This window comes from Thiohalobacter thiocyanaticus (assembly GCF_002356355.1).
GTDB lineage: Bacteria > Pseudomonadota > Gammaproteobacteria > Thiohalobacterales > Thiohalobacteraceae > Thiohalobacter > Thiohalobacter thiocyanaticus_A.
Window position 1 is genome coordinate 1,802,083 of record NZ_AP018052.1, and the last position, 19,799, is coordinate 1,821,881.

At 63.5% G+C, this 19,799-nt stretch carries 15 protein-coding genes and 1 tRNA gene; 12 read left to right on the plus strand and 4 right to left on the minus strand.

Annotation, left to right across the window (positions count from 1 at the left end; translation table 11 throughout):
• Positions 1 to 76: 76 nt before the first annotated feature.
• From nuoF to CFK21_RS08390, 11 genes are all read left to right on the plus strand, one after another.
• Positions 77 to 1,369, plus strand: a complete 1,293-nt coding sequence (gene nuoF, locus CFK21_RS08340; RefSeq protein WP_096366224.1) for an NADH-quinone oxidoreductase subunit NuoF — start codon at positions 77 to 79, stop codon at positions 1,367 to 1,369.
• Positions 1,366 to 3,762, plus strand: coding sequence for an NADH-quinone oxidoreductase subunit NuoG (nuoG, locus tag CFK21_RS08345; RefSeq protein ID WP_096366225.1), 2,397 nt, complete (start codon positions 1,366 to 1,368; stop codon positions 3,760 to 3,762). The genes nuoF and nuoG overlap by 4 nt, the downstream gene beginning before the upstream one ends.
• Before the next feature lie 7 nt (positions 3,763 to 3,769).
• On the plus strand, positions 3,770 to 4,780 hold the full coding sequence (nuoH, locus tag CFK21_RS08350; protein WP_096366226.1) for an NADH-quinone oxidoreductase subunit NuoH: 1,011 nt from the start codon (positions 3,770 to 3,772) through the stop codon (positions 4,778 to 4,780).
• Between the two features lie 18 nt (positions 4,781 to 4,798).
• Positions 4,799 to 5,287, plus strand: coding sequence for an NADH-quinone oxidoreductase subunit NuoI (gene nuoI / locus CFK21_RS08355; RefSeq protein WP_096366227.1), 489 nt, complete (start codon positions 4,799 to 4,801; stop codon positions 5,285 to 5,287).
• A gap of 63 nt (positions 5,288 to 5,350) precedes the next feature.
• Positions 5,351 to 5,956, plus strand: a complete 606-nt coding sequence (locus tag CFK21_RS08360) for an NADH-quinone oxidoreductase subunit J (RefSeq protein WP_096366228.1) — start codon at positions 5,351 to 5,353, stop codon at positions 5,954 to 5,956.
• A gap of 189 nt (positions 5,957 to 6,145) precedes the next feature.
• Positions 6,146 to 6,451, plus strand: a complete 306-nt coding sequence (gene nuoK, locus CFK21_RS08365) for an NADH-quinone oxidoreductase subunit NuoK (RefSeq protein WP_096366229.1) — start codon at positions 6,146 to 6,148, stop codon at positions 6,449 to 6,451.
• A gap of 3 nt (positions 6,452 to 6,454) precedes the next feature.
• Positions 6,455 to 8,443: an NADH-quinone oxidoreductase subunit L gene (gene nuoL / locus CFK21_RS08370; RefSeq protein ID WP_096366230.1), complete on the plus strand. Its 1,989-nt coding sequence runs from the start codon at positions 6,455 to 6,457 to the stop codon at positions 8,441 to 8,443.
• Between the two features lie 39 nt (positions 8,444 to 8,482).
• A complete protein-coding gene (locus CFK21_RS08375; protein WP_096366231.1) occupies positions 8,483 to 9,997 on the plus strand; it encodes an NADH-quinone oxidoreductase subunit M in 1,515 nt (504 codons plus the stop codon).
• Between the two features lie 93 nt (positions 9,998 to 10,090).
• Entirely contained in the window at positions 10,091 to 11,530 is a 1,440-nt protein-coding gene (gene nuoN / locus CFK21_RS08380; RefSeq protein WP_096366232.1) for an NADH-quinone oxidoreductase subunit NuoN, read from the plus strand.
• Between the two features lie 69 nt (positions 11,531 to 11,599).
• Positions 11,600 to 11,932, plus strand: a complete 333-nt coding sequence (locus tag CFK21_RS08385) for a DUF2818 family protein (protein WP_096366233.1) — start codon at positions 11,600 to 11,602, stop codon at positions 11,930 to 11,932.
• A gap of 54 nt (positions 11,933 to 11,986) precedes the next feature.
• A tRNA-Met gene (locus tag CFK21_RS08390) sits at positions 11,987 to 12,063 on the plus strand.
• 58 nt (positions 12,064 to 12,121) lie between these two features.
• On the opposite strand, the gene CFK21_RS08395 is transcribed toward CFK21_RS08390, so the two are convergent.
• Complete coding sequence (locus CFK21_RS08395) at positions 12,122 to 12,442, minus strand: hypothetical protein (protein ID WP_096366234.1); 321 nt, start codon at positions 12,440 to 12,442, stop codon at positions 12,122 to 12,124.
• A gap of 17 nt (positions 12,443 to 12,459) precedes the next feature.
• Positions 12,460 to 13,110, minus strand: a complete 651-nt coding sequence (locus tag CFK21_RS08400) for an MlaC/ttg2D family ABC transporter substrate-binding protein (protein WP_157745536.1) — start codon at positions 13,108 to 13,110, stop codon at positions 12,460 to 12,462.
• A 183-nt stretch (positions 13,111 to 13,293) separates the two neighbouring features.
• Here CFK21_RS08400 and CFK21_RS08405 point away from each other — a divergent pair, with 183 nt between their 5' ends.
• Positions 13,294 to 15,684: a phosphoketolase family protein gene (locus tag CFK21_RS08405; RefSeq protein ID WP_096366236.1), complete on the plus strand. Its 2,391-nt coding sequence runs from the start codon at positions 13,294 to 13,296 to the stop codon at positions 15,682 to 15,684.
• A gap of 229 nt (positions 15,685 to 15,913) precedes the next feature.
• Here CFK21_RS08405 and CFK21_RS08410 read toward each other — a convergent pair whose 3' ends face one another.
• Together CFK21_RS08410 and CFK21_RS08415 are read right to left on the minus strand one after the other, a co-directional pair.
• Positions 15,914 to 17,026 carry an acetate/propionate family kinase gene (locus CFK21_RS08410; protein ID WP_157745539.1) on the minus strand — a complete coding sequence of 371 codons (1,113 nt, stop codon included), beginning with the start codon at positions 17,024 to 17,026 and terminating at the stop codon, positions 15,914 to 15,916.
• Positions 17,023 to 19,746: a cation-transporting P-type ATPase gene (locus tag CFK21_RS08415; protein WP_096366238.1), complete on the minus strand. Its 2,724-nt coding sequence runs from the start codon at positions 19,744 to 19,746 to the stop codon at positions 17,023 to 17,025. The genes CFK21_RS08410 and CFK21_RS08415 overlap by 4 nt, the downstream gene beginning before the upstream one ends.
• Between the last annotated feature and the right edge of the window lie 53 nt (positions 19,747 to 19,799).

Genomic DNA, 19,799 nt, shown 5'->3' on the forward strand with positions numbered 1-19,799 from the left:
GACAGGCACCAGAAATGCAGAAAAGCATGACTGCATATGGCAGATCCGTGTTTTTCGCGGGGATAGAGATCTGATTATGGTCAACCAGGTTTGTTTCACGACGCTGCAATTCGACGAGCCCTGGACGCTGGAGAACTATCTCAGGGTCGGGGGTTACGAGGCGCTGCAGAAGATACTCCGCGAGAAGACCCCGCCCGAGGACGTGATTGAGCAGATCAAGCAATCCGCCCTGCGCGGACGCGGCGGCGCCGGCTTCCCCACCGGGGTGAAGTGGAGCTTCATGCCCCGCAATGCCCCGGTGCAGAAATACATCGTCTGCAATTCGGACGAATCCGAGCCCGGCACCTGCAAGGATCGCGATATCCTGCGCTACAACCCGCATTCCCTGATCGAGGGCATGGCGATCGCCGGCTACTGCATCGGGGCCAGTGTGGGCTACAACTACATGCGCGGCGAGTTCCATCACGAACCCTACGAGCGCTTCGAGGCCGCATTGAAGGAAGCCTATGAGGCGGGTTATCTCGGCCGAGGCATTCTCGGTTCGGACTTCGACTTCGATCTCTATTCCCATATCGGCGCCGGTGCCTATATCTGCGGCGAGGAGACCGCACTGCTGGAATCCCTGGAGGGCAAGAAGGGCCAGCCGCGCTTCAAGCCGCCGTTCCCGGCCAACTTCGGCCTCTACGGCCGGCCCACCACCATCAACAACACCGAGAGCCTGGCCTCGGTGCCGGCCATCGTGCGCAACGGCGCGGAGTGGTTCCTGAACCTGGGCAAGCCCAACAACGGCGGCGAGAAGCTGTTCAGCGTCTCCGGCCATGTAAACAGACCCGGCAACTACGAGGTGCCGTTGGGCATCCCCTTCAACGATCTGCTGGAAATGGCCGGAGGCGTGCGCACCGGGCACGCACTCAAGGCGGTGATCCCTGGCGGCTCCTCCATGCCGGTGCTGCCGGCGGAGATCATCACCCAGTGCACCATGGATTACGACTCGCTGGCCCAGCACGGCTCGGCCCTGGGCTCGGGCGGCATGATCGTGATGGATGACTCCACCTGCATGGTCAAGGCGCTGCTGCGTATCTCGCGCTTCTACTATGCCGAGTCCTGCGGCCAGTGCACTCCCTGCCGCGAAGGCACCGGCTGGATGCACCGGGTGATTCAGCGGATCTACGCGGGCAAGGGCCGGCCGGAGGACCTGGAACTTCTGGACGCCGCTGCCGGCCAGATCGAGGGCCGCACCATCTGTGCCTTCGGCGACGCCGCGGCCTGGCCGGTGCAGAGTTTTCTCAAGCATTTCCGCCATGAGTTCGCCTACATGATCGAACACAAGCGCTCCATGGTAACCGACACCACGGGAGAGGCGGCATGAGCGCGAAGCCCGAGATCCCGCCCGAGGACGCCATCAACGTCGAGATCAACGGCGAGACCTATCCGGCGCGCAAGGGCCAGATGATCATCGAGATCACCGATGAACACGGCATCACCGTGCCGCGCTTCTGCTACCACAAGAAGCTGCCCATCGCCGCCAACTGCCGCATGTGCCTGGTGCAGGTGGAGAAGGCGCCCAAGCCGCTGCCGGCCTGTGCCACCCCGGTTGCCGACGGCATGAAGATCTGGACCGACTCCGACTACGCCCGCGAGGCGCAGAAGTCGGTGATGGAGTTCCTGCTGATCAATCATCCGCTGGACTGCCCGATCTGCGATCAGGGCGGAGAGTGCGAACTGCAGGACGTCGCCCTGGGCTACGGCCGCAGCGTGTCGCGCTTCACCGAGAAGAAGCGCGTGGTCAAGGACGAGGATCTGGGCTCACTGATCGCCACCGATATGACCCGCTGCATCCACTGCACCCGCTGTGTGCGTTTCCTGGATGTCATCGGCGGCTTCAAGGAACTCGGCGGCGTGGGCCGCGGCGAGAACATGGCCATCCGCGCCTATGTGGGGCAGGGTGTCAGTTCCGAGATGTCGGGTAATGTCATCGACGTCTGCCCGGTGGGGGCGCTGACCTCCAAGCCGTTCCGTTTCCGCGCCCGGGCCTGGGAACTTACCCAGCACGCCAGTGTGGCACCCCACGACTGCGTCGGTTCCAATCTCTATCTGCACGCCCGCCGCGGCGATGTGCTCCGCGTGGTGCCGCGTGAGAACGAGGAGATAAACGAGGTCTGGCTGTCGGATCGTGACCGCTTCGGCTACGCGGGCCTGAACAGTCCGGAGCGCCTGGAACGGCCCATGATCAGGCGCGACGGCGACTGGCAGGAGACCGACTGGGAGACCGCCCTGCAGGCAGTCGCCGATATGCTGCGGGTCTACAGCGGCGAACGCGCCGCGCAGCTCGGGGTGCTGGTTTCGCCGACGGCCACAGTGGAAGAGATGTATCTGCTCAACCGCCTGAGTGAACAGCTCGAGTGCAGTAATATCGATCACCGCCTGCGCCAGAGCGATTTCAGCGACCAGGATCGCCTGCCCCTGTTCCCCTGGCTGGGCCAGCGCATCGAGGAGTTGGAGCAACAGCAGGCGGTGCTGTTGGTCGGTTCCAATATCCGCAAGGAGCAGCCGATTCTCGGCCATCGCCTGCGCAAGGCCTGTCTCAATGGCGCCGGCATTATGGCCATCAATCCGGTCGATTATGATTTCAATTTCGATCTGGTGGAAAAACTGATCCATGCCCCGCATGCGATGGTCGATGACCTGGCCGGTGTGGCCGCTGCCCTGCTGACCCTCAAACAGGAGGCGGCCCCGTCCGAACTGCATGGCGTGATCGCCCAGGCCAGCCCGGCCGAAGTCCATCAGCGCATCGCCGAACGCCTGAGCGAGGTTCGGCCGGCCACCGTTATGCTGGGCTCGACTGCCGCTGCACATCCTTCGGCCAATGCCCTGCGGGCGCTGGCGGGCTTCATCTGTGAACTGAGCGGCGCGACCCTGAGCCTGCTCTCGGACGGCGGCAACGGCGCCGGAGGCTGGCTCGCCGGGGTGCTGCCGCACCGCGGTCCGGCCGGCAGTGACCGTGACAGCACCGGTCTCGATGCGCGGGGCATGCTGGAGACGCCGCGCTCGGCCTATGTGCTGTACGGCTGCGAGCCGGAGTTCGATTTTGCCGATGCGCAGCAGGCCCGCGGGGCGTTCGCTCAGGCCGAGACAGTGGTTGCCTTCACGGCCTATGTCTCCGACAGCCTGCGCGAATGCGCGCGGGTGCTCCTGCCGATCAGCCCCTACAGCGAGACCTCAGGCACCTACGTCAATGTGGAAGGGCGCTGGCAGAGCTTCGCCGGTGCTGTGGCGCCGCGCGGTCAGGCCCGGCCGGGCTGGAAGGTCGTGCGGGTACTGGGCAATCTGCTGGGGTTGAAGGACTTCGACTACATGTCTTCCGAGGAAGTGCGCGACGAATTGCGCAGCCAGGCGGCAGACCGCCGGCCGCGCAACGAGCGGGTGCCGGGCGAGATGGTGCTGGCACCAGCGCCGGACGGCCTGCAGCGCATCGGCGATGTGCCCATCTATGCCGTCGACGGCATTGTGCGGCGGGCGCCCGCGCTGCAGGCGGCGACCGACGGTGGCGACGCCCAACTGCGGCTCAACCCTGCGCAGGCCGCGAGGCTGAATCTAGGCTCCGCCACCCAGGTCAGGGTGGAGCAGGGCGAGGCGCAGGCCGTACTGCAGCTGGTGCTGGATGAGCAGGTGCCCGAGGGTGCGGCCTGGATTCCGGCCGGCTGTCCGGCTACGCGCGAGCTGGGGGCGAATTTCGGCGGCGTTAAACTGAACTGGGTGTGATCGGTTAATGATGGAAGCAATCAAGGAAGTCAGCTGGATCCTGTTCCTCATCGGCGGCATCGTCACGCCGCTGATGCTGTGCGTGGCCTATCTGACCTTCGCCGAACGCAAGATCATCGGTGCGATCCAGGTCCGCATCGGCCCCAACCGGGTCGGTCCCGGCGGCTGGCTGCAGCCGATTGCCGATGCGGTGAAACTGTTGTTCAAGGAGATCATTCTCCCCACCCATGCCAACCGCTTCCTGTTCGTGATCGCGCCCATTCTGTCCATCGGACCGGCGCTGGCGGCCTGGGCGGTCATTCCCTTCGACAACGGCATGGTGCTGGCCGATATCGATGCCGGCCTGCTGTACGTACTGGCGCTGACCTCGGTAGGAGTCTACGGTGTGATCATTGCCGGTTGGGCCTCCAACTCCAAATACGCCTTCCTCGGTGCCATGCGCTCTGCGGCCCAGATCGTGGCCTACGAAATCGCCATGGGTTTTGCCCTGGTCGGGGTACTGATGGCCGGCGGCAGCCTCAATCTCAACGACATCGTGCTGGCCCAGAGCGGCAGCATCCTGCACTGGTTCTGGCTGCCGCTGCTGCCGCTGTTTCTGATCTATTTCATCTCCGGCGTGGCCGAGACCAACCGCGCGCCCTTCGACGTGGCCGAGGGCGAGTCCGAGATCGTGGCCGGCTTCCACGTCGAGTACTCCGGTATGGCCTTCGCGGTGTTCTTCCTGGCCGAGTACGCCAACATGATCCTGATCTCGGCGCTGGCCGCGCTGCTGTTCATGGGCGGCTGGCTGTCGCCGTTCCAGCCGCTGCCGGTCATCGGCGAACCGAGCATCATCTGGTTCCTGGCCAAGACGGCCGTGTTCCTGTTCTTCTTCCTGTGGTTCCGCGCCACCTTTCCCCGCTACCGCTACGACCAGATCATGCGGCTGGGCTGGAAGGTGTTTATTCCCATCACCATCATCTGGTTGCTGGTGGAGGGGGCGGCGATCGTCGCCGGCGTCGGGCCCTGGTTCGATTGATATGAATGGTGACCTGATATGCAAGCCCTGAAACATTACGTCAAGAGTCTGTTCCTGTGGGAACTCCTGATGGGCCTGCGACTGACCGGGCGCTATCTGTTCGCGCGCAAGATTACGGTCCAGTACCCGGAGGAGAAGACTCCGCAGTCGCCGCGCTTCCGCGGCCTGCATGCCCTGCGCCGCTATCCCAACGGCGAGGAGCGCTGCATCGCCTGCAAACTGTGCGAGGCGGTCTGTCCGGCGCTGGCCATCACCATCGAGGCCGCGCCGCGCGAGGACGGTACCCGGCGCACCACCCGCTACGACATCGATCTGTTCAAGTGTATCTTCTGCGGTTTCTGCGAAGAGTCCTGCCCGGTGGATTCCATCGTCGAGACGCGCATTTTCGAATACCACTTCGAAAACCGCGGCGAGCAGATCATGACCAAGGAAAAGCTGCTGGCCATCGGCGATAAGTACGAGGACCAGATTGCCGCCGATCGGACGGCGGACGCGTTGTATCGGTGACAGGCGTTGAAACGCGAAGGCGAATAAGGCGCGCGAAGGTAACAATAAGGCAATAAACCCACTATGACATTCGAGAAGTTCATCTTTTATGTATTCGCCGCGATCCTGGTGTTCGCGGCGGTACGCGTGATCACGGTGCGCAACCCGGTGCATGCCGCGCTGCACCTGGTGCTGGCCTTCTTCACCACCGCCGGCCTGTGGCTGCTGCTGGAGGCGGAGTTCCTCGCCATCACCCTGGTGCTGGTCTATGTCGGCGCGGTGATGGTGCTGTTCCTGTTCGTGGTCATGATGCTGGATATCAATGTCGCGCCGCTCAAGGAAGGCTTCGCCCGCTATCTGCCGGTGGCGTTGCCGGTGGCGATCCTGATGCTGGTCGAGATGCTGCTCGTCGTCGGCTCCCACTACTTCAGCGACGAGCGCATGCCGGCGCCGTCGCGCCATGGTGCCGATTACAGCAATACCCGAGAACTGGGCAGCGTGCTCTATACCGATTATGTGTATCCGTTCGAAATCGCCGCGGTCATCCTGTTGGTCGCAATCGTCGCCGCCATCGCGCTGACCCTGCGTCGGCGGCCGGATACCAAGTACCTCAATCCTGCCGATCAGATCAAGGTCCGGCGCGAGGACCGGGTGCGGGTGGTGAAGATGAAATCGGAATCCAGGGATTGATTGGCTTGCAGACGCAGATGCGGCGTGTACGGATGGACCTGGCCCTGTTTGAGGCGGGGGCTCCGGAGATGGCTGTCAGCTGAATTTGAATGATCAGTATATGCAAGACGGCATCAAAAAGTTATGCAGCAAACAATGACTTCGAGCGCCTTGGCGCGCCTTAGCGGTTTAATGGTCTGAATACGAAAAATGATTGAATTATCTGACTATCTGGTTCTGGGGGCGATCCTGTTCAGCCTGAGCGTGGCGGGGATCTTCCTCAACCGCAAAAACGTCATCATCCTGCTTATGGCCATCGAGTTGATGCTGCTGGCGGTGAACATGAACTTCGTTGCCTTCTCGTATTTCCTCGGCGACACGGCAGGGCAGGTGTTCGTATTCTTCATTCTCACCGTGGCGGCTGCGGAGGCGGCAATCGGGCTGGCCATCCTGGTGGTGCTGTTCCGCAATCGTCAGACCATCAATGTCGATGACCTCGACAGCATGAAGGGGTAGGGCATGGAACTCGTTTATCTCGCCATACCGCTCGCACCGCTCATCGGGGCCATCCTGGCCGGGCTGTTCGGCGGCCGGTTGGGCCGTGCCGGCGCCCACAGTGTGACCATCGGCGGTGTGGGCATCGCCTTCCTGCTGTCGCTGGTCGTGCTCAAGCATCATGTCATCGACGGTGCCGCTGCCTTCAACGACAGCGTCTATACCTGGATGGTTTCCGACGGCATCCGCTTCGAGATCGGCTTTCTGGTCGACAACCTGACCGTGCTGATGATCAATGTCGTCACCTTCGTCTCGCTGATGGTGCACATCTACACCATCGGCTACATGGCCGACGACGCCCACAACTGGCCCAGGGAAAGCCTGGCGGGGCGCAACAGCTACCAGCGTTTCTTCAGCTATATCGCCCTGTTCACCTTCGCCATGCTGATGCTGGTGATGTCCAACAATTTCCTGCAGCTGTTCTTCGGCTGGGAGGCGGTCGGGCTGGTCTCCTATCTGCTGATCGGCTTCTGGTCGAACCGGCCGAGCGCCATCTTCGCCAACCTCAAGGCGTTCCTGGTAAACCGCGTGGGCGATTTCGGTTTCCTGCTGGGTATCGCCGCCATCCTGATGTATTTCAACAGTCTGGACTACTGGGATGTATTCGCCGCTGCGCCGGCGCTGGCCGACGTCAATATCGAGATCTTCGACGGCCATGCCTGGTCACTGATGTCGGTGATCTGCATCCTGCTGTTCATCGGTGCCATGGGCAAGTCGGCCCAGGTGCCGCTGCACGTGTGGCTGCCCGATTCCATGGAAGGCCCGACACCCATTTCGGCCCTGATCCATGCCGCCACCATGGTCACGGCCGGCATCTTCATGGTGGCGCGCATGTCGCCCCTGTTCGAACTGTCCGAGGCGGCATTGAGCTTCGTGCTGGTGATCGGCGCCATTACCGCTCTGTTCATGGGCTTTCTGGGCCTGGTGCAGAACGACATCAAGCGGGTGGTGGCCTATTCCACCCTGTCGCAGCTCGGCTACATGACGGTCGCGCTCGGCGCCTCGGCCTATGCCGCCGGCATCTTCCATCTCATGACCCACGCCTTCTTCAAGGCGCTGCTGTTCCTGGGGGCGGGGTCGGTCATCATCGCCATGCACCACGACCAGGACATGCGCAATATGGGGGGGCTGCGCAAGTACATGCCCATTACCTGGCTGACCTCGCTGATCGGTTCGCTGGCGCTGATCGGCACGCCGTTCTTCTCGGGCTATTTTTCCAAGGACAGCATCATCGAGGCGGTTCACCTGTCCCAGATCCCCGGCTCTGATTTTGCCTATGTTGCCGTGCTGGCCGGGGTATTCGTCACCGCCCTGTACAGCTTCCGCATGTATTTCCTGGTGTTTCACGGCAAGCCACGGATGGACTCGCATACCCGCGAGCACCTGCACGAGACACCCTGGGTGGTGACCCTGCCGCTGGTGCTGCTGGCTATTCCCTCCATCTTTGCCGGCTACTGGATGGAACCGATTCTGTTCGGGAGCTATTTCGACGGGGTGATCCATGTGGCGCCCGCGCATGATGGCCTCGCGCAACTGGGCGAACATTTCCACGGCACCGTCGCTTTCGCGCTGCATGCGTTCGCCAATCCGGCCTTCTACCTGGCGCTGGCCGGGGTGCTGACGGCCTGGTACATCTATATGATCAATCCCGGGCTCGCCGACCGCGCGCAGCGCAATTTTTCCTGGCTCCACCGGCTGCTGGTCAACAAATACTATGCCGACGATTTCAACCAGACCGTGTTCGCGGGCGGGACACGCGGCATCGGCCATGCCCTGTGGCACCTGGGTGACCGCATCATCATCGACGGCCTGATCGTCAACGGCAGTGCCCGCGTGGTGGGCTGGGTTGCCGCCTTCACGCGCCATGTGCAGACCGGTTACCTGTACCACTATGCCTTCGCCATGATCCTGGGCCTGCTGGCCCTGATCAGCTGGACGGTATTCATGCGCTGAGTGCCGGCCGCCGGCAGAAGAAGAATCAAGGAAACCTGAATGTTGTCAGAACTGCCATTACTGAGCCTGTTGATCTGGGTGCCCATCCTGGGCGGCATTGCCGTGCTCGCGGCCGGCGACCGGGAACCCTGGGGTGCGCGGAGCCTGGCGCTGGTCGCATCACTGCTGACCTTCCTGCTCAGCATCCCCCTGTTCACCGGTTTCGAGACCGGTACGGCGGCGATGCAGTTCGAAGAGCTCAGGCCCTGGATCCCGGCCTTCAACGTCAATTATCACCTGGGCGTGGACGGGATCTCGGTCCCCCTGATCATCCTCACCACCTTCACCACCGTACTGGTGGTGCTGGCCGGCTGGGAGGTCATCCAGAAGCGCGTGGCCCAGTACATGGCCGCCTTCCTGATCATGGAAGGCCTGATGATCGGTGTGTTCGCGGCTCTCGATGCGGTGCTGTTCTATGTGTTCTGGGAAGGCATGCTGATCCCGATGTTCCTCATTATCGGTATCTGGGGCGGGCCGCGCCGGGTCTATGCCACCATCAAGTTCTTCCTCTATACCTTCTTCGGCTCGGTATTCATGCTGGTCGCCCTGATCTACATGTACATCCAGTCCGGCAGCTTCGGTATTCTGGATTTCCACCTGCTGCCGCTGGGTATAACCGAGCAGATCCTGATCTTCATCGCCTTTCTGCTGGCCTTCGCGGTCAAGGTGCCGATGTGGCCGGTGCATACCTGGCTGCCGGATGCGCACGTCGAGGCGCCCACCGGCGGTTCGGTGATCCTGGCGGCCATCATGCTCAAGATCGGCGGCTACGGTTTCCTGCGCTTCAGTCTGCCGATCACGCCTGATGCCAGCCAGCAACTGGACTGGCTCATCATCGGTCTGTCGCTGATCGCGGTGGTCTATATCGGCTTTGTCGCCATCGTGCAGCAGGACATGAAGAAGCTAATCGCCTATTCCTCCATCGCCCACATGGGCTTCGCCACCCTGGGCTTCTTCCTGATCTTTGGCATTCTCGAGAACACCGGCACGGTACAGGGCGCGTTGCTGGGACTGGAAGGCGGCATGGTGCAGATGGTATCGCACGGCTTTATTTCCGGGGCGCTGTTTCTGTGCGTGGGCGTGCTCTATGACCGTATGCACTCGCGCGAGATTGCCGACTACGGCGGGGTGGTGAATACCATGCCGATCTTCGGCGGTTTCATGGTGCTGTTCGCCATGGCCAACTCCGGTCTGCCGGGCACCTCCGGCTTCATCGGGGAGTTCATGGTGATCCTGGCGAGCTTCAAGGCGAATTTCTGGTACGCCTTCCTGGCGGCCACCACCCTGATCCTGGGCGCGGCCTACAGTCTGTGGCTGGTCAAGCGGGTGGTGTTCGGCGAGGTGGGTAACAAGCGGGTCGCCGAGCTGCAGGACGTGAACCGGCGTGAATTTTTCATCCTCGGGGTGCTGGCCGCGGCCGTGCTCCTGTTGGGCCTGTGGCCGGCGCCGCTGGTGGATTTGATGCATGCCACGCTGGAGAACCTGCTGGCGCATGTGATGGTGTCGAAGCTGTAATAAACGCTTCAACCGCAAACGCGAACAAGCACGCAAAGTATATTGTGTAACGATGATGCCGATGTCATGCGGCCATTCTGACTGGAACAGGGTATGCCAATAGAACCAATGGATTTTCAACTGCTGCTGCCGGAGATTTTCGTGCTCAGCATGGCCTGCATCGTGCTGGTGCTGGACCTGTTCATCCATGAGCGCAACCGGGTTATCACCTATGGCCTGTCGCAGCTGACCCTGTTCGGCGCCCTGGCGCTGGTGATTGCGCTGGCGGACGGCGAATCGCGTACGGCCATGTTCGGCACCTACGTGGCTGATCCGATGGCGTCGCTGGCCAAGGCCTTTGTGATGATCGTGGTATTCGCGGTATTCCTTTATTCCAAGGATTATCTGCGCCAACGCGACCTGTTCAAGGGCGAGTATTACGTACTCGGCCTGTTCGGCGTACTGGGCATGATGATCATGATTTCCGCCCACAGTTATCTGACTCTGTATCTGGGCCTGGAACTGCTCTCGCTGTCACTCTATGCCATGGTGGCCCTGCACCGCGATTCCGGCGTCGCCTCCGAGGCGGCGATGAAGTATTTCGTTCTCGGCGCGCTGGCCTCCGGCATGCTGCTTTACGGCATGTCGCTGCTCTATGGCATCACCGGCAGTCTGAACATCGCCGAGGTGGCCTCCAATATCCGTGCCATGGCGGAACTGGATCTGGCGCTGATCTTCGCCCTGTCGTTCGTCGTCCTGGGTCTGGCCTTCAAGCTGGGAGCCGTGCCGTTCCATATGTGGATTCCGGATGTCTACCATGGAGCGCCAACCTGTGTGACTCTCTTTATCGGCAGTGCACCCAAGATCGCCGCCTTCGCCATGGCGATGCGCCTGCTGGCCGAGTCCCTGGGCGGGGTGCAGGCCGACTGGAGCGGGATGCTGGCCATCCTGGCGGTGCTGTCCCTGGCCGTGGGCAATATCATTGCCATCGCCCAGGCCAATCTCAAACGCATGCTGGCCTATTCGACCATCTCGCATGTGGGCTTTCTGCTGCTGGGCATTCTCTCCGGTACGGTGGAGGGCTATGCCTCGGCGCTGTTCTACGCCATCACCTACGCCATCATGGCAGCGGCGGCCTTCGGGATGATCATCCTGCTCAGCCGCAGCGGTTTCGAGGCCGACGCCCTGGAGGACTTCAAGGGCCTGAATACCCGCAGCCCCTGGCATGCCTTTCTGATGCTGCTGGTGATGTTCTCCATGGCGGGTGTGCCGCCGACCGTGGGTTTCTACGCCAAGCTGGCCGTGATTCAGGCGGTGGTTGGTGTCGACCTGCTGTGGCTGGCGTTGGCCGCGGTGTTCTTCTCCATCATCGGTGCCTTCTACTACCTGCGGGTGGTCAAGCTGATGTATTTCGATGAGCCGGTGGATACCCAGCCGCTGCAATACGGGACCGACATGCATGTGGCCATCAGCGTCAATGGTCTGGCCATACTCCTGCTGGGGTTGTTTCCCGGTGCTCTGATGGGTGCCTGCATGGCCGCAATGGCGGGCTGACAGGGTCTGCCGCGGGCCGCCGGTTTCCGGTACAATCTCCCACAGCGCAAATAGCCTGCCGGAACCCGCATGTCTGATATTCATTTCTCCTGGCTGCTCATCCTGGTCGCCTTCCTGGCGGCAAATCTCCCCTGGCTGACAGAACGCCGATTCTTCCTGCTGCCCGCAGGACCCCAGACCAAGCCGGCCTGGTTCTGTTTAATGGAGTGGCTGGTGCTGTATTTTGTTGCCGGGGGCATCGCCCTGGGACTGGAACAGAAGAGCACCGGGGGTATCCACGTCCAGGACTGGGAATTCTACGTGGTGACCCTGTGCCTGTTCATGGTGTTCGCGCTGCCGGGTTTCATCTACCGCTATGACCTGAAGGCGCATCTGGAAAAGGCCAGGCGCAGGCGGCGATAATCTGCGGCGGGCTTGCAAAGCATCGGCCTTGTCATTAGAATGCGTTGTCTCTGTTGCGGGGTGGAGCAGTCTGGCAGCTCGTCGGGCTCATAACCCGAAGGTCGCAGGTTCAAATCCTGCCCCCGCTACCACTTTCCCTTTCTTGCCCGTTCTGGTTCCGCCGCACAGCTGCGGCCGGCAGCCGTCTGTTCAGTCCTCGGGAAAATCGATCTGAATCGCAGGGCTCGGGCTGACGATATGCACCGTGGCGTCGGCCTCTCGCAACGGCTCGATGAGTTCGGCGAGCGCCGCCAGGACGCCGACTTGTGCAGCCCGCTCCACCAGTTCGTGGCCGCCGTCCAGGTCAAGCGATTCCGCCCGGCTTCCCGCGGGTGCCAGGTGACTGCACAGGGCGAAGTGCGTATCGGGCGGCAACTGCAGTTCCAGCGGGGTCCGCTGGTCGATCAATCCCAGCGTTTCCCGAATTGTCTCCTTGCCTTCCCAGATAAGTATGGCGGGGTGAGCGGGCATGTGTGTCCTCTCCCTGTCTATTGCTTCAGATCCGCGATCAGGGCATCCAGCCCGTTGCGGCTGATTTGGGCCGAAAATTCCTTGCGATAGGTGAGTGCCAGGCTGATGCCGTCGATGGCCAGGTCCGCGATTTTCCAGCTCGCTGCGGTTTTGACCATGGTGTAGTCGACCTGGGCAGTGCCTCCCTTGGGCAGGGAAATGCGACTGCGTACCGTCACCTGATCGCTGCCGTTCGGATTGCGCAGGGGAGGGTAGCTGACCTCGTCGGCGTGCGCGAGAATCTCGTCGGTATAGGTGATCATGGAACTGACATAGGTGCGCATCAGGTGCTGCCTGAAACCTTCCATGAAGGCCGCCCGCTGCGCTTCGCTGGCGCTGCGCCAGTGCTTGCCCAGCACCCAGCGTGCGATGCGCTCGAAATCGATATGGGGCACCACGATCTGGTCGGCCAGCCGATAGGCGATGGCGTCGTCCTGGCGAATGGCCTCGCGCTGCTCGCGCAGGGCATCGACCATCCTGTTGGATACGCGGATTACCAGTTCGCGCGGATCCTGCTCGTTCCGGAGTTCGGCCTCGGCGGCACCCGCCGGTGCCTGGTACAGCAGCAGTCCAGCGAGCAGTATGATGAGAGTACCCGGATATTTCATGGCGGCAGCAAGCCCTGTCATGGATGTTTCATCCCCTCGTGATTCCAATACTGCGTGGCCAGTGTACCTGTCCCGGGCCGGACTGGATAGCGCCCGCGAGCGTCCGGCGGGGCGCTTGCAATCACCCGGACAGCGGTTATCTTTCTGGTAGTCCTGCCGCATCCATCCCCGCGGCAGTGCCAACGGGCCCTGACAGGAGCCGACATGTCCATCCCCGCGTACGCAACTATTGAAACCCGCCCGCTGGGGGGCGTGGAACTGGGCCGTCTGGATGCCTACTGGCGGGCGGCGAATTATCTGTCGGTCGGCCAGATCTATCTGCTCGACAACCCCCTGCTGGCCCGCAGCCTGGAACTGAAGGACGTCAAGCCGCGCCTGCTCGGCCACTGGGGGACGACACCCGGGTTGAATTTCATCTATCTGCACTGCAACCGGGTCATCCAGCGCGATGATCTGGACATGATCTTCATCACGGGCCCGGGCCACGGCGGGCCGGCGCTGGTGGCCAACACCTGGCTGGAGGGCAGCTACAGCGAGTTCTATCCCGATGTCACCCCCGATGCCGACGGTATGCGCAAGTTGTTCCGGCAGTTCTCCTTTCCGGGCGGCATTCCCAGTCATGTCGCGCCCGAAATACCCGGCTCGATCCACGAGGGCGGTGAGTTGGGATACTCGCTCGCGCATGCCTTCGGTGCGGTGTTCGACAACCCCGAACTTATCGCCTGTTGCGTGGTGGGCGACGGCGAGGCTGAGACCGGCCCGCTGGCCGCGGCCTGGCATTCGACCAAGTTCCTCAATCCCGCACGGGACGGCGCCGTACTGCCGGTTCTGCATCTGAACGGCTACAAGATCGCCAATCCCAGCCTGTTCGCCCGCATGGGCCGCGACGAGCTTGCCAGCCTGTTCACCGGCTATGGCTACGAGCCTTTGTTTGTCGAGGGCTGCGAGCCGGAGCCGATGCATCAGTCCATGGCCGCCGCCATGGACGCGGCCGTGGAGCGGATCCGGCAGATCCGCCAGCAGGCCCGCGATGGTGGCGAGCGGGGGCGTGCCCGCTGGCCTCTGATCATTCTGCGCAGTCCCAAGGGCTGGACCGGGCCGAAGGAGGTCGAGGGCAGGAAGGTCGAGGATTTCTGGCGTGCCCACCAGGTGCCTATCACCGGTCTGGACCGGCATCCGGAACGCCTGCAGCTGCTCGAGGACTGGATGCTGAGCTACCGGCCGCGGGAACTGTTCACGGAGCAGGGCGAACTGCTGCCGGAACTGGCCGCACTGGCGCCGGCCGGCGAGCGGCGCATGGGGGCCAACCCCCATGCCAACGGCGGCAGCCTGCTGCGGGACCTGAGCCTGCCGGATTACCGGGATTATGCCGTGATGGTGGAGGAACCCGGCCGGACCCGGGCCGAGGCCACCCGGGTGATGGGACAGCTGCTGCGGGACGTGATGCGCGCCAACCGCAAGCGCGCCAACTTCCGCGTCTTCGGCCCCGACGAGACCAGTTCCAACCGGCTGGATGCCCTGTTCGAGGAAACCGCCCGCACCTGGATGGAGCCGCGCCTGCCGGAGGACGAGCATCTCGCGCCCGACGGGCGGGTGATGGAGATCCTGAGCGAGCATACCTGCCAGGGCTGGCTGGAAGGCTATCTGCTCACCGGCCGCCACGGTCTGTTCTCCTGCTACGAGGCCTTCATCCACATTGTCGATTCCATGTTCAACCAGCACGCCAAGTGGCTCAAGGTTGCCGGCAGCGAGATCCCCTGGCGCCGCCCCATCGCCTCACTGAATTATCTGCTCACCTCCCATGTCTGGCGCCAGGACCACAACGGTTTCTCGCACCAGGACCCGGGCTTCATCGACCATGTGGTCAACAAGAAGGCCGATGTCATCCGCGTGTACCTGCCGCCGGATGCCAACACGCTGCTCCATGTCACCGACACGTGCCTGCGCTCACGCAATTTCATCAACGTGATCGTCGCCGGCAAACAGCCACAGCCGCAGTGGCTGGACATGGACGCCGCCATCAAGCACTGCAGCGCCGGCGTGGGTATCTGGCAGTGGGCCAGCAACGATCAGGGCGCGGAGCCGGACGTGGTCATGGCCTGCGCCGGCGATGTGCCCACGCTGGAGACCCTGGCGGCGGTGGCCTATCTGCGCGAACTGGTGCCGGACCTGAAGATCCGCGTGATCAACGTGGTGGACCTGATGACGCTGCAGCATCACACCGAGCATCCCCACGGCCTGAACGACCGGGAATTCGACACCCTGTTCACCACCGACAAGCCGGTCATCTTCGCCTATCACGGCTATCCCTGGCTGATCCACCGGCTGACCTACCGGCGCACCAATCACGCCAACCTGCACGTGCGCGGCTACAAGGAGGAGGGCACCACCACCACGCCCTTCGACATGGCGGTGCGCAACGACATCGACCGGTTCCATCTGGCCAGTGACGTGATCGACCGGGTGCCGCGACTGGGTTACCTGGCCGCCCATGCCAGGCAGGTGATCCGCGACAAGCTGATCGAGCACCGGGAATACATCCGGCGTTACGGCCAGGACCTGCCCGAGGTGCTGGAGTGGGAGTGGCCGTATTGACGGGGATGCAAGAGACAGATTGCAGGATGCAAGTCTTGTAGGTTGGGTTAGCCCGCAGGGCGTAACCCAACATGCTGCGGGTTGTCAGGTTGCGCTACGCTAACCCGACCTGCGTGCTGCTTTCATTGATGCAAGGAACCTCTGATTGATTCGTCATGCCCGCCTGCGCGGGAATGACGGAAAGGGTAATAATCAGAGTTTTCTTCGTGTATTTGTGTTCATTCGCGGCTCATATTCCCTGATCCAGCAACTCCGCCGCCTGCCGCGCCATCAACGCCTCCTCGTCGACGGGCATGACCCACGCTTCGACCCGGCTGTCGTCGGCGCTGATGCGCCGGCGTTCACCCAGTGCGGCTGAATTGAGGTCCGGATCCAGCCGGATGCCCAGATACTCCAGGCCTTCCAGGATGCCGGTGCGCACCGGCGCGGCGTTCTCGCCCACGCCGCCGCCGAACATGATGGCATCCACGCCGCTCAGCACGGCGGTGTAGGCGGCGACATACTTGCGGGCGCGGTAGCAGAACAGATCCACCGCCAGGCGCGACGGGGCGTCGTCCGCCTGCAGCAGGGTCTTCATGTCGCCGCTGCGGCCCGAGACGCCGAGCAGGCCGCTGTCGTGATTGAGCAGGGATTCCAGGCCGGCGTCCGACAGGCCCAGACTGCGCTTGAGATGGAACAGCAGACCGGGGTCGATATCGCCGCAGCGTGTGCGCATCATCAGGCCCTCCAGCGGGGTGAAGCCCATGGAGGTATCGAGTGCCCGGCCGTCCAGCGAAGCGGTGACGGAACAGCCGCCGCCGAGCTGCAGCGAAATGACCCGTCGCGGCATGGATGCCGCGCTGTGGCAGGCGGACAGTCCGGCCAGCATGGACTGGTGCGCGAGTCCGTGAAAGCCGTAACGGCGCAGCCCCTGCTCCGCGCTGATCCCATGCGGCAGCGGGTAGGTCGCGGCCACGGCCGGCAGGTCGTGATAGAAGCCGGTGTCGAAGCAGGCGATGTGCGGCAGTTCCGGCTCGAGCTGCGCACGCACCCGGCGCAGCAGGTCCAGGGCGTGCGGATTGTGCAGCGGCGCCAGTTCGCCGGCCTGTTCGATGGCCTGTTCGACCCGGGCCGAGATGCGGGCCGGCTGCCACAGCTGCGGGCCGCCGTGCACCACCCGGTGGACCGCGGCGTCCACCGGCAGGGGGATTGCCGCCAGCAGGCTGTCCAGCTGTTGCCCCAGCTGCTCGGGCGGCTGCTCCCGGTGATCCTGCCACAGGCAGTGCGCGGTTCCGGCCTCGATCCGGTACAGGGCGCTGCGCAGCGAGGAACTGCCGGCATTGAAGGCCAGTATCCGACTCATGCTGCTGGCGTGCGCCGCTGCCGGCGGCTCAGGTAGCGGCGGATGATCCATTTCTCCAGTTCCACGATCACCACCACGCTCAGTGCAATGAGCAGGATCCGACCCCAGGTGCCCGGATCGATGGGGGCGGTGCCGAAGAGGTACTGCATCGGGGGCAGATAGGTGAAGGCCAGTTGCAGCAGGATCAGCACGCCCACGGCGATCAGCACATAGCGATTGCCGGTCAGCCCCTCCCAGTTGAGCGAGGGCGCCAGCAGATAGCGGGCGCAGAACAGATAGAAGATCTCGAAGCTGACCAGGGTGTTGACCGCGATGGTGCGGGCGGTGTCGATCGGCACGCCGGCATTGCGTTCCAGGATGAACAGGCCGAAGCTGCCGCTGACCAGGATCACCGACACCAGCAGGATGCGCCAGATGAGAAAGCCTGTGAGCAGCGGCTCGCGCGCATCCCGCGGCGGCCGCTGCATGACGTCCTTCTCCGCCGGCTCGAAGGCCAGGGCCAGGGCCAGCGTCACGGCCGTGACCATATTCACCCACAGGATCTGTACCGGCGTGATCGGCAGCATGTAGCCGCCCAGGATGGCGGCGATGATGGCCAGGGCCTGGCCGCCGTTGGTGGGCAGAATGAACAGGATGGATTTCTTCAGGTTGTCGTAGACGGTGCGGCCTTCCTCCACGGCATGGGCGATGGAGGCGAAATTGTCGTCGGCCAGGACCATCTCGGAGGCCTCCTTGGAGACCTCGGTGCCCTTCATGCCCATGGCGATACCGACGTCGGCCCGTTTCAGGGCCGGGGCGTCGTTCACACCGTCGCCGGTCATGGCCACCACCGCACCGTCGGCCTGCAGCGTGGAGACCAGGCGCAGCTTGTGCTCCGGGCTGGTGCGCGCGAACACGCTGGCTTCAATCGCTGTCCGCTGCAGCTGGGCGTCGTCGTACTGGTCCAGGTCCGCGCCGCTGATCGCCTGGATGTCGTCGCCGATCCCCATCTGTTCGCCGATGCTCTTCGCCGTGACGGCATGATCGCCGGTGATCATCTTCACCCTGATGCCCGCGCTGCGGCAGGTCCGGATGGCGCGGATGGCGTCCTCGCGCGGTGGGTCGATCAGGCCGACCACCCCGAGCAGGGTGAGGCCGCCGTCGACGTCCTCGAAGCGCAACTCGCGCTGCTCGGGCGCGGCGCCGCGGTATGCCAGTGCCAGCAGCCGCTGGCCGCGTGCGGCCATGGCGTGCGTGCGGCGGGCCCACTCGTCGTGGTCCAGCGGGATGTCCTCACCCCGGACCCGCTGGCAGGTGCACATCTCCAGCACCCGCTCCGGCGCGCCCTTGAGATAGATGAAGGCGTGGCCGGCGTGGTCGTGGTGCAGGGTCGCCATGAACTTGTGCATGGATTCAAACGGGATCACGTCGGTGCGCGGCCACTGTTCATGCTGATACGCCGGATCCAGCCCGCCCTTGCGGCCGAGGGTGAGCAGGGCGCCCTCGGTGGGATCGCCGTGAATGTGCCAGCCCTGCTCGTCCCGGGTCAGGCTGCTGTCGTTGCACAGGATGCCGGCCCGCATGAGTTCCCTGAGCTCGGCCTCGGCGTCGGGGTCGACCGTCGCCTCGTCCAGACTGAAGCCGCCGTGCGGGTCGTAACCCGAGCCGCTGACCTCGAAGCGTTTGTTGTCGCAGACGATCTCCTGGACCATCATCTCGTTGTGGGTGAGCGTTCCGGTCTTGTCGGAGCAGATCACCGTGACCGAGCCCAGGGTCTCGACCGCCGGCAGCCGGCGAATGATGGCATTGCGCCGGGCCATGCGCTGCACGCCGATGGCCAGGGTGATGGTCATGATGGCCGGCAGGCCCTCCGGGATGGCGGCCACGGCCAGGCCGACCGCGGCCAGGAACATGTCGGCGGCGGAATAGGCCTGGAAGCCGACGCCGTAGACGAAGGTGGCCGTGGCCAGCACCAGGATGGCGCCGGTCAGCCAGCGCGCGAACTGCGCCATCTGCCGCAGCAGGGGCGTGGTCAGCGATTCGACCTGTCCCAGCATGCCGCTGATGCGGCCGATCTCGGTCCGCTCGCCGGTGGCGACCACCAGGCCCTGACCGTGGCCGTAGGTGACCAGGGTGCCGGAATAGGCCATGCAACTGCGGTCGCCCAGCACCGCTGTCTCCGCCACCGCCCCGGTGTTCTTTTCCACTGCCTCCGATTCGCCGGTGAGGATCGCCTCGTCGATGCGCAGATCCTTGACCTTGAACAGGCGTACATCGGCCGGGACCTTGTCGCCGGACTGCAGGCTGATGATGTCGCCGGGCACGACCTCGGTGGCGGGCAGGGTGATGAAGGCATTGCCGCGTTTGACCATGGCCTGCTGCGACAGCATGCGCCGGATGGCATCCAGGGCCTTTTCCGCCTTGCCTTCCTGGATGTGGCCGATCAGGGCGTTGATGAGCACCACCCCCAGGATCACGCCGCTGTCCACCCAGTGCTGCAGCAGCAGGGTGACCAGGGCCGCCGCCAGCAGCACATAGATCAGCAGATTGTGGAACTGCAGCAGAAAGCGTTGCACCCGGCTCTGCTTCTCGGGCGGGCGCAGCTCGTTGCGGCCGTATTCCTCCAGTCGTGTCTGCGCCGTCTGCGCGTCCAGACCGGCGGGGTCAGAGCGGAAATGTTCGAAGGCGGCCTGCGGCTCGCGGGCATGCCAGTCGGTGGTGGGGGAGGCGGGCTCGGCCATGCGTGGATTGGTTCCCTGCTGACGGAATGGAGTCATTCCGCATGCAGTCTAAC

Excerpts from the sequence above, each read along its gene's own strand:
- CFK21_RS08400 (WP_157745536.1), bottom strand. The coding sequence starts at position 13,110 with ATGACAGGGCTTGCTGCCGCCATGAAATATCCGGGTACTCTCATCATA.
- nuoI (WP_096366227.1), top strand. The coding sequence starts at position 4,799 with ATGCAAGCCCTGAAACATTACGTCAAGAGTCTGTTCCTGTGGGAACTC.
- CFK21_RS08415 (WP_096366238.1), bottom strand. The coding sequence starts at position 19,746 with ATGGCCGAGCCCGCCTCCCCCACCACCGACTGGCATGCCCGCGAGCCG.
- nuoG (WP_096366225.1), top strand. The coding sequence starts at position 1,366 with ATGAGCGCGAAGCCCGAGATCCCGCCCGAGGACGCCATCAACGTCGAG.
- nuoN (WP_096366232.1), top strand. The coding sequence starts at position 10,091 with ATGCCAATAGAACCAATGGATTTTCAACTGCTGCTGCCGGAGATTTTC.
- CFK21_RS08405 (WP_096366236.1), top strand. The coding sequence starts at position 13,294 with ATGTCCATCCCCGCGTACGCAACTATTGAAACCCGCCCGCTGGGGGGC.
- CFK21_RS08375 (WP_096366231.1), top strand. The coding sequence starts at position 8,483 with ATGTTGTCAGAACTGCCATTACTGAGCCTGTTGATCTGGGTGCCCATC.
- nuoH (WP_096366226.1), top strand. The coding sequence starts at position 3,770 with ATGATGGAAGCAATCAAGGAAGTCAGCTGGATCCTGTTCCTCATCGGC.
- CFK21_RS08385 (WP_096366233.1), top strand. The coding sequence starts at position 11,600 with ATGTCTGATATTCATTTCTCCTGGCTGCTCATCCTGGTCGCCTTCCTG.
- CFK21_RS08360 (WP_096366228.1), top strand. The coding sequence starts at position 5,351 with ATGACATTCGAGAAGTTCATCTTTTATGTATTCGCCGCGATCCTGGTG.
- nuoF (WP_096366224.1), top strand. The coding sequence starts at position 77 with ATGGTCAACCAGGTTTGTTTCACGACGCTGCAATTCGACGAGCCCTGG.
- nuoK (WP_096366229.1), top strand. The coding sequence starts at position 6,146 with ATGATTGAATTATCTGACTATCTGGTTCTGGGGGCGATCCTGTTCAGC.
- nuoL (WP_096366230.1), top strand. The coding sequence starts at position 6,455 with ATGGAACTCGTTTATCTCGCCATACCGCTCGCACCGCTCATCGGGGCC.
- CFK21_RS08395 (WP_096366234.1), bottom strand. The coding sequence starts at position 12,442 with ATGCCCGCTCACCCCGCCATACTTATCTGGGAAGGCAAGGAGACAATT.
- CFK21_RS08410 (WP_157745539.1), bottom strand. The coding sequence starts at position 17,026 with ATGAGTCGGATACTGGCCTTCAATGCCGGCAGTTCCTCGCTGCGCAGC.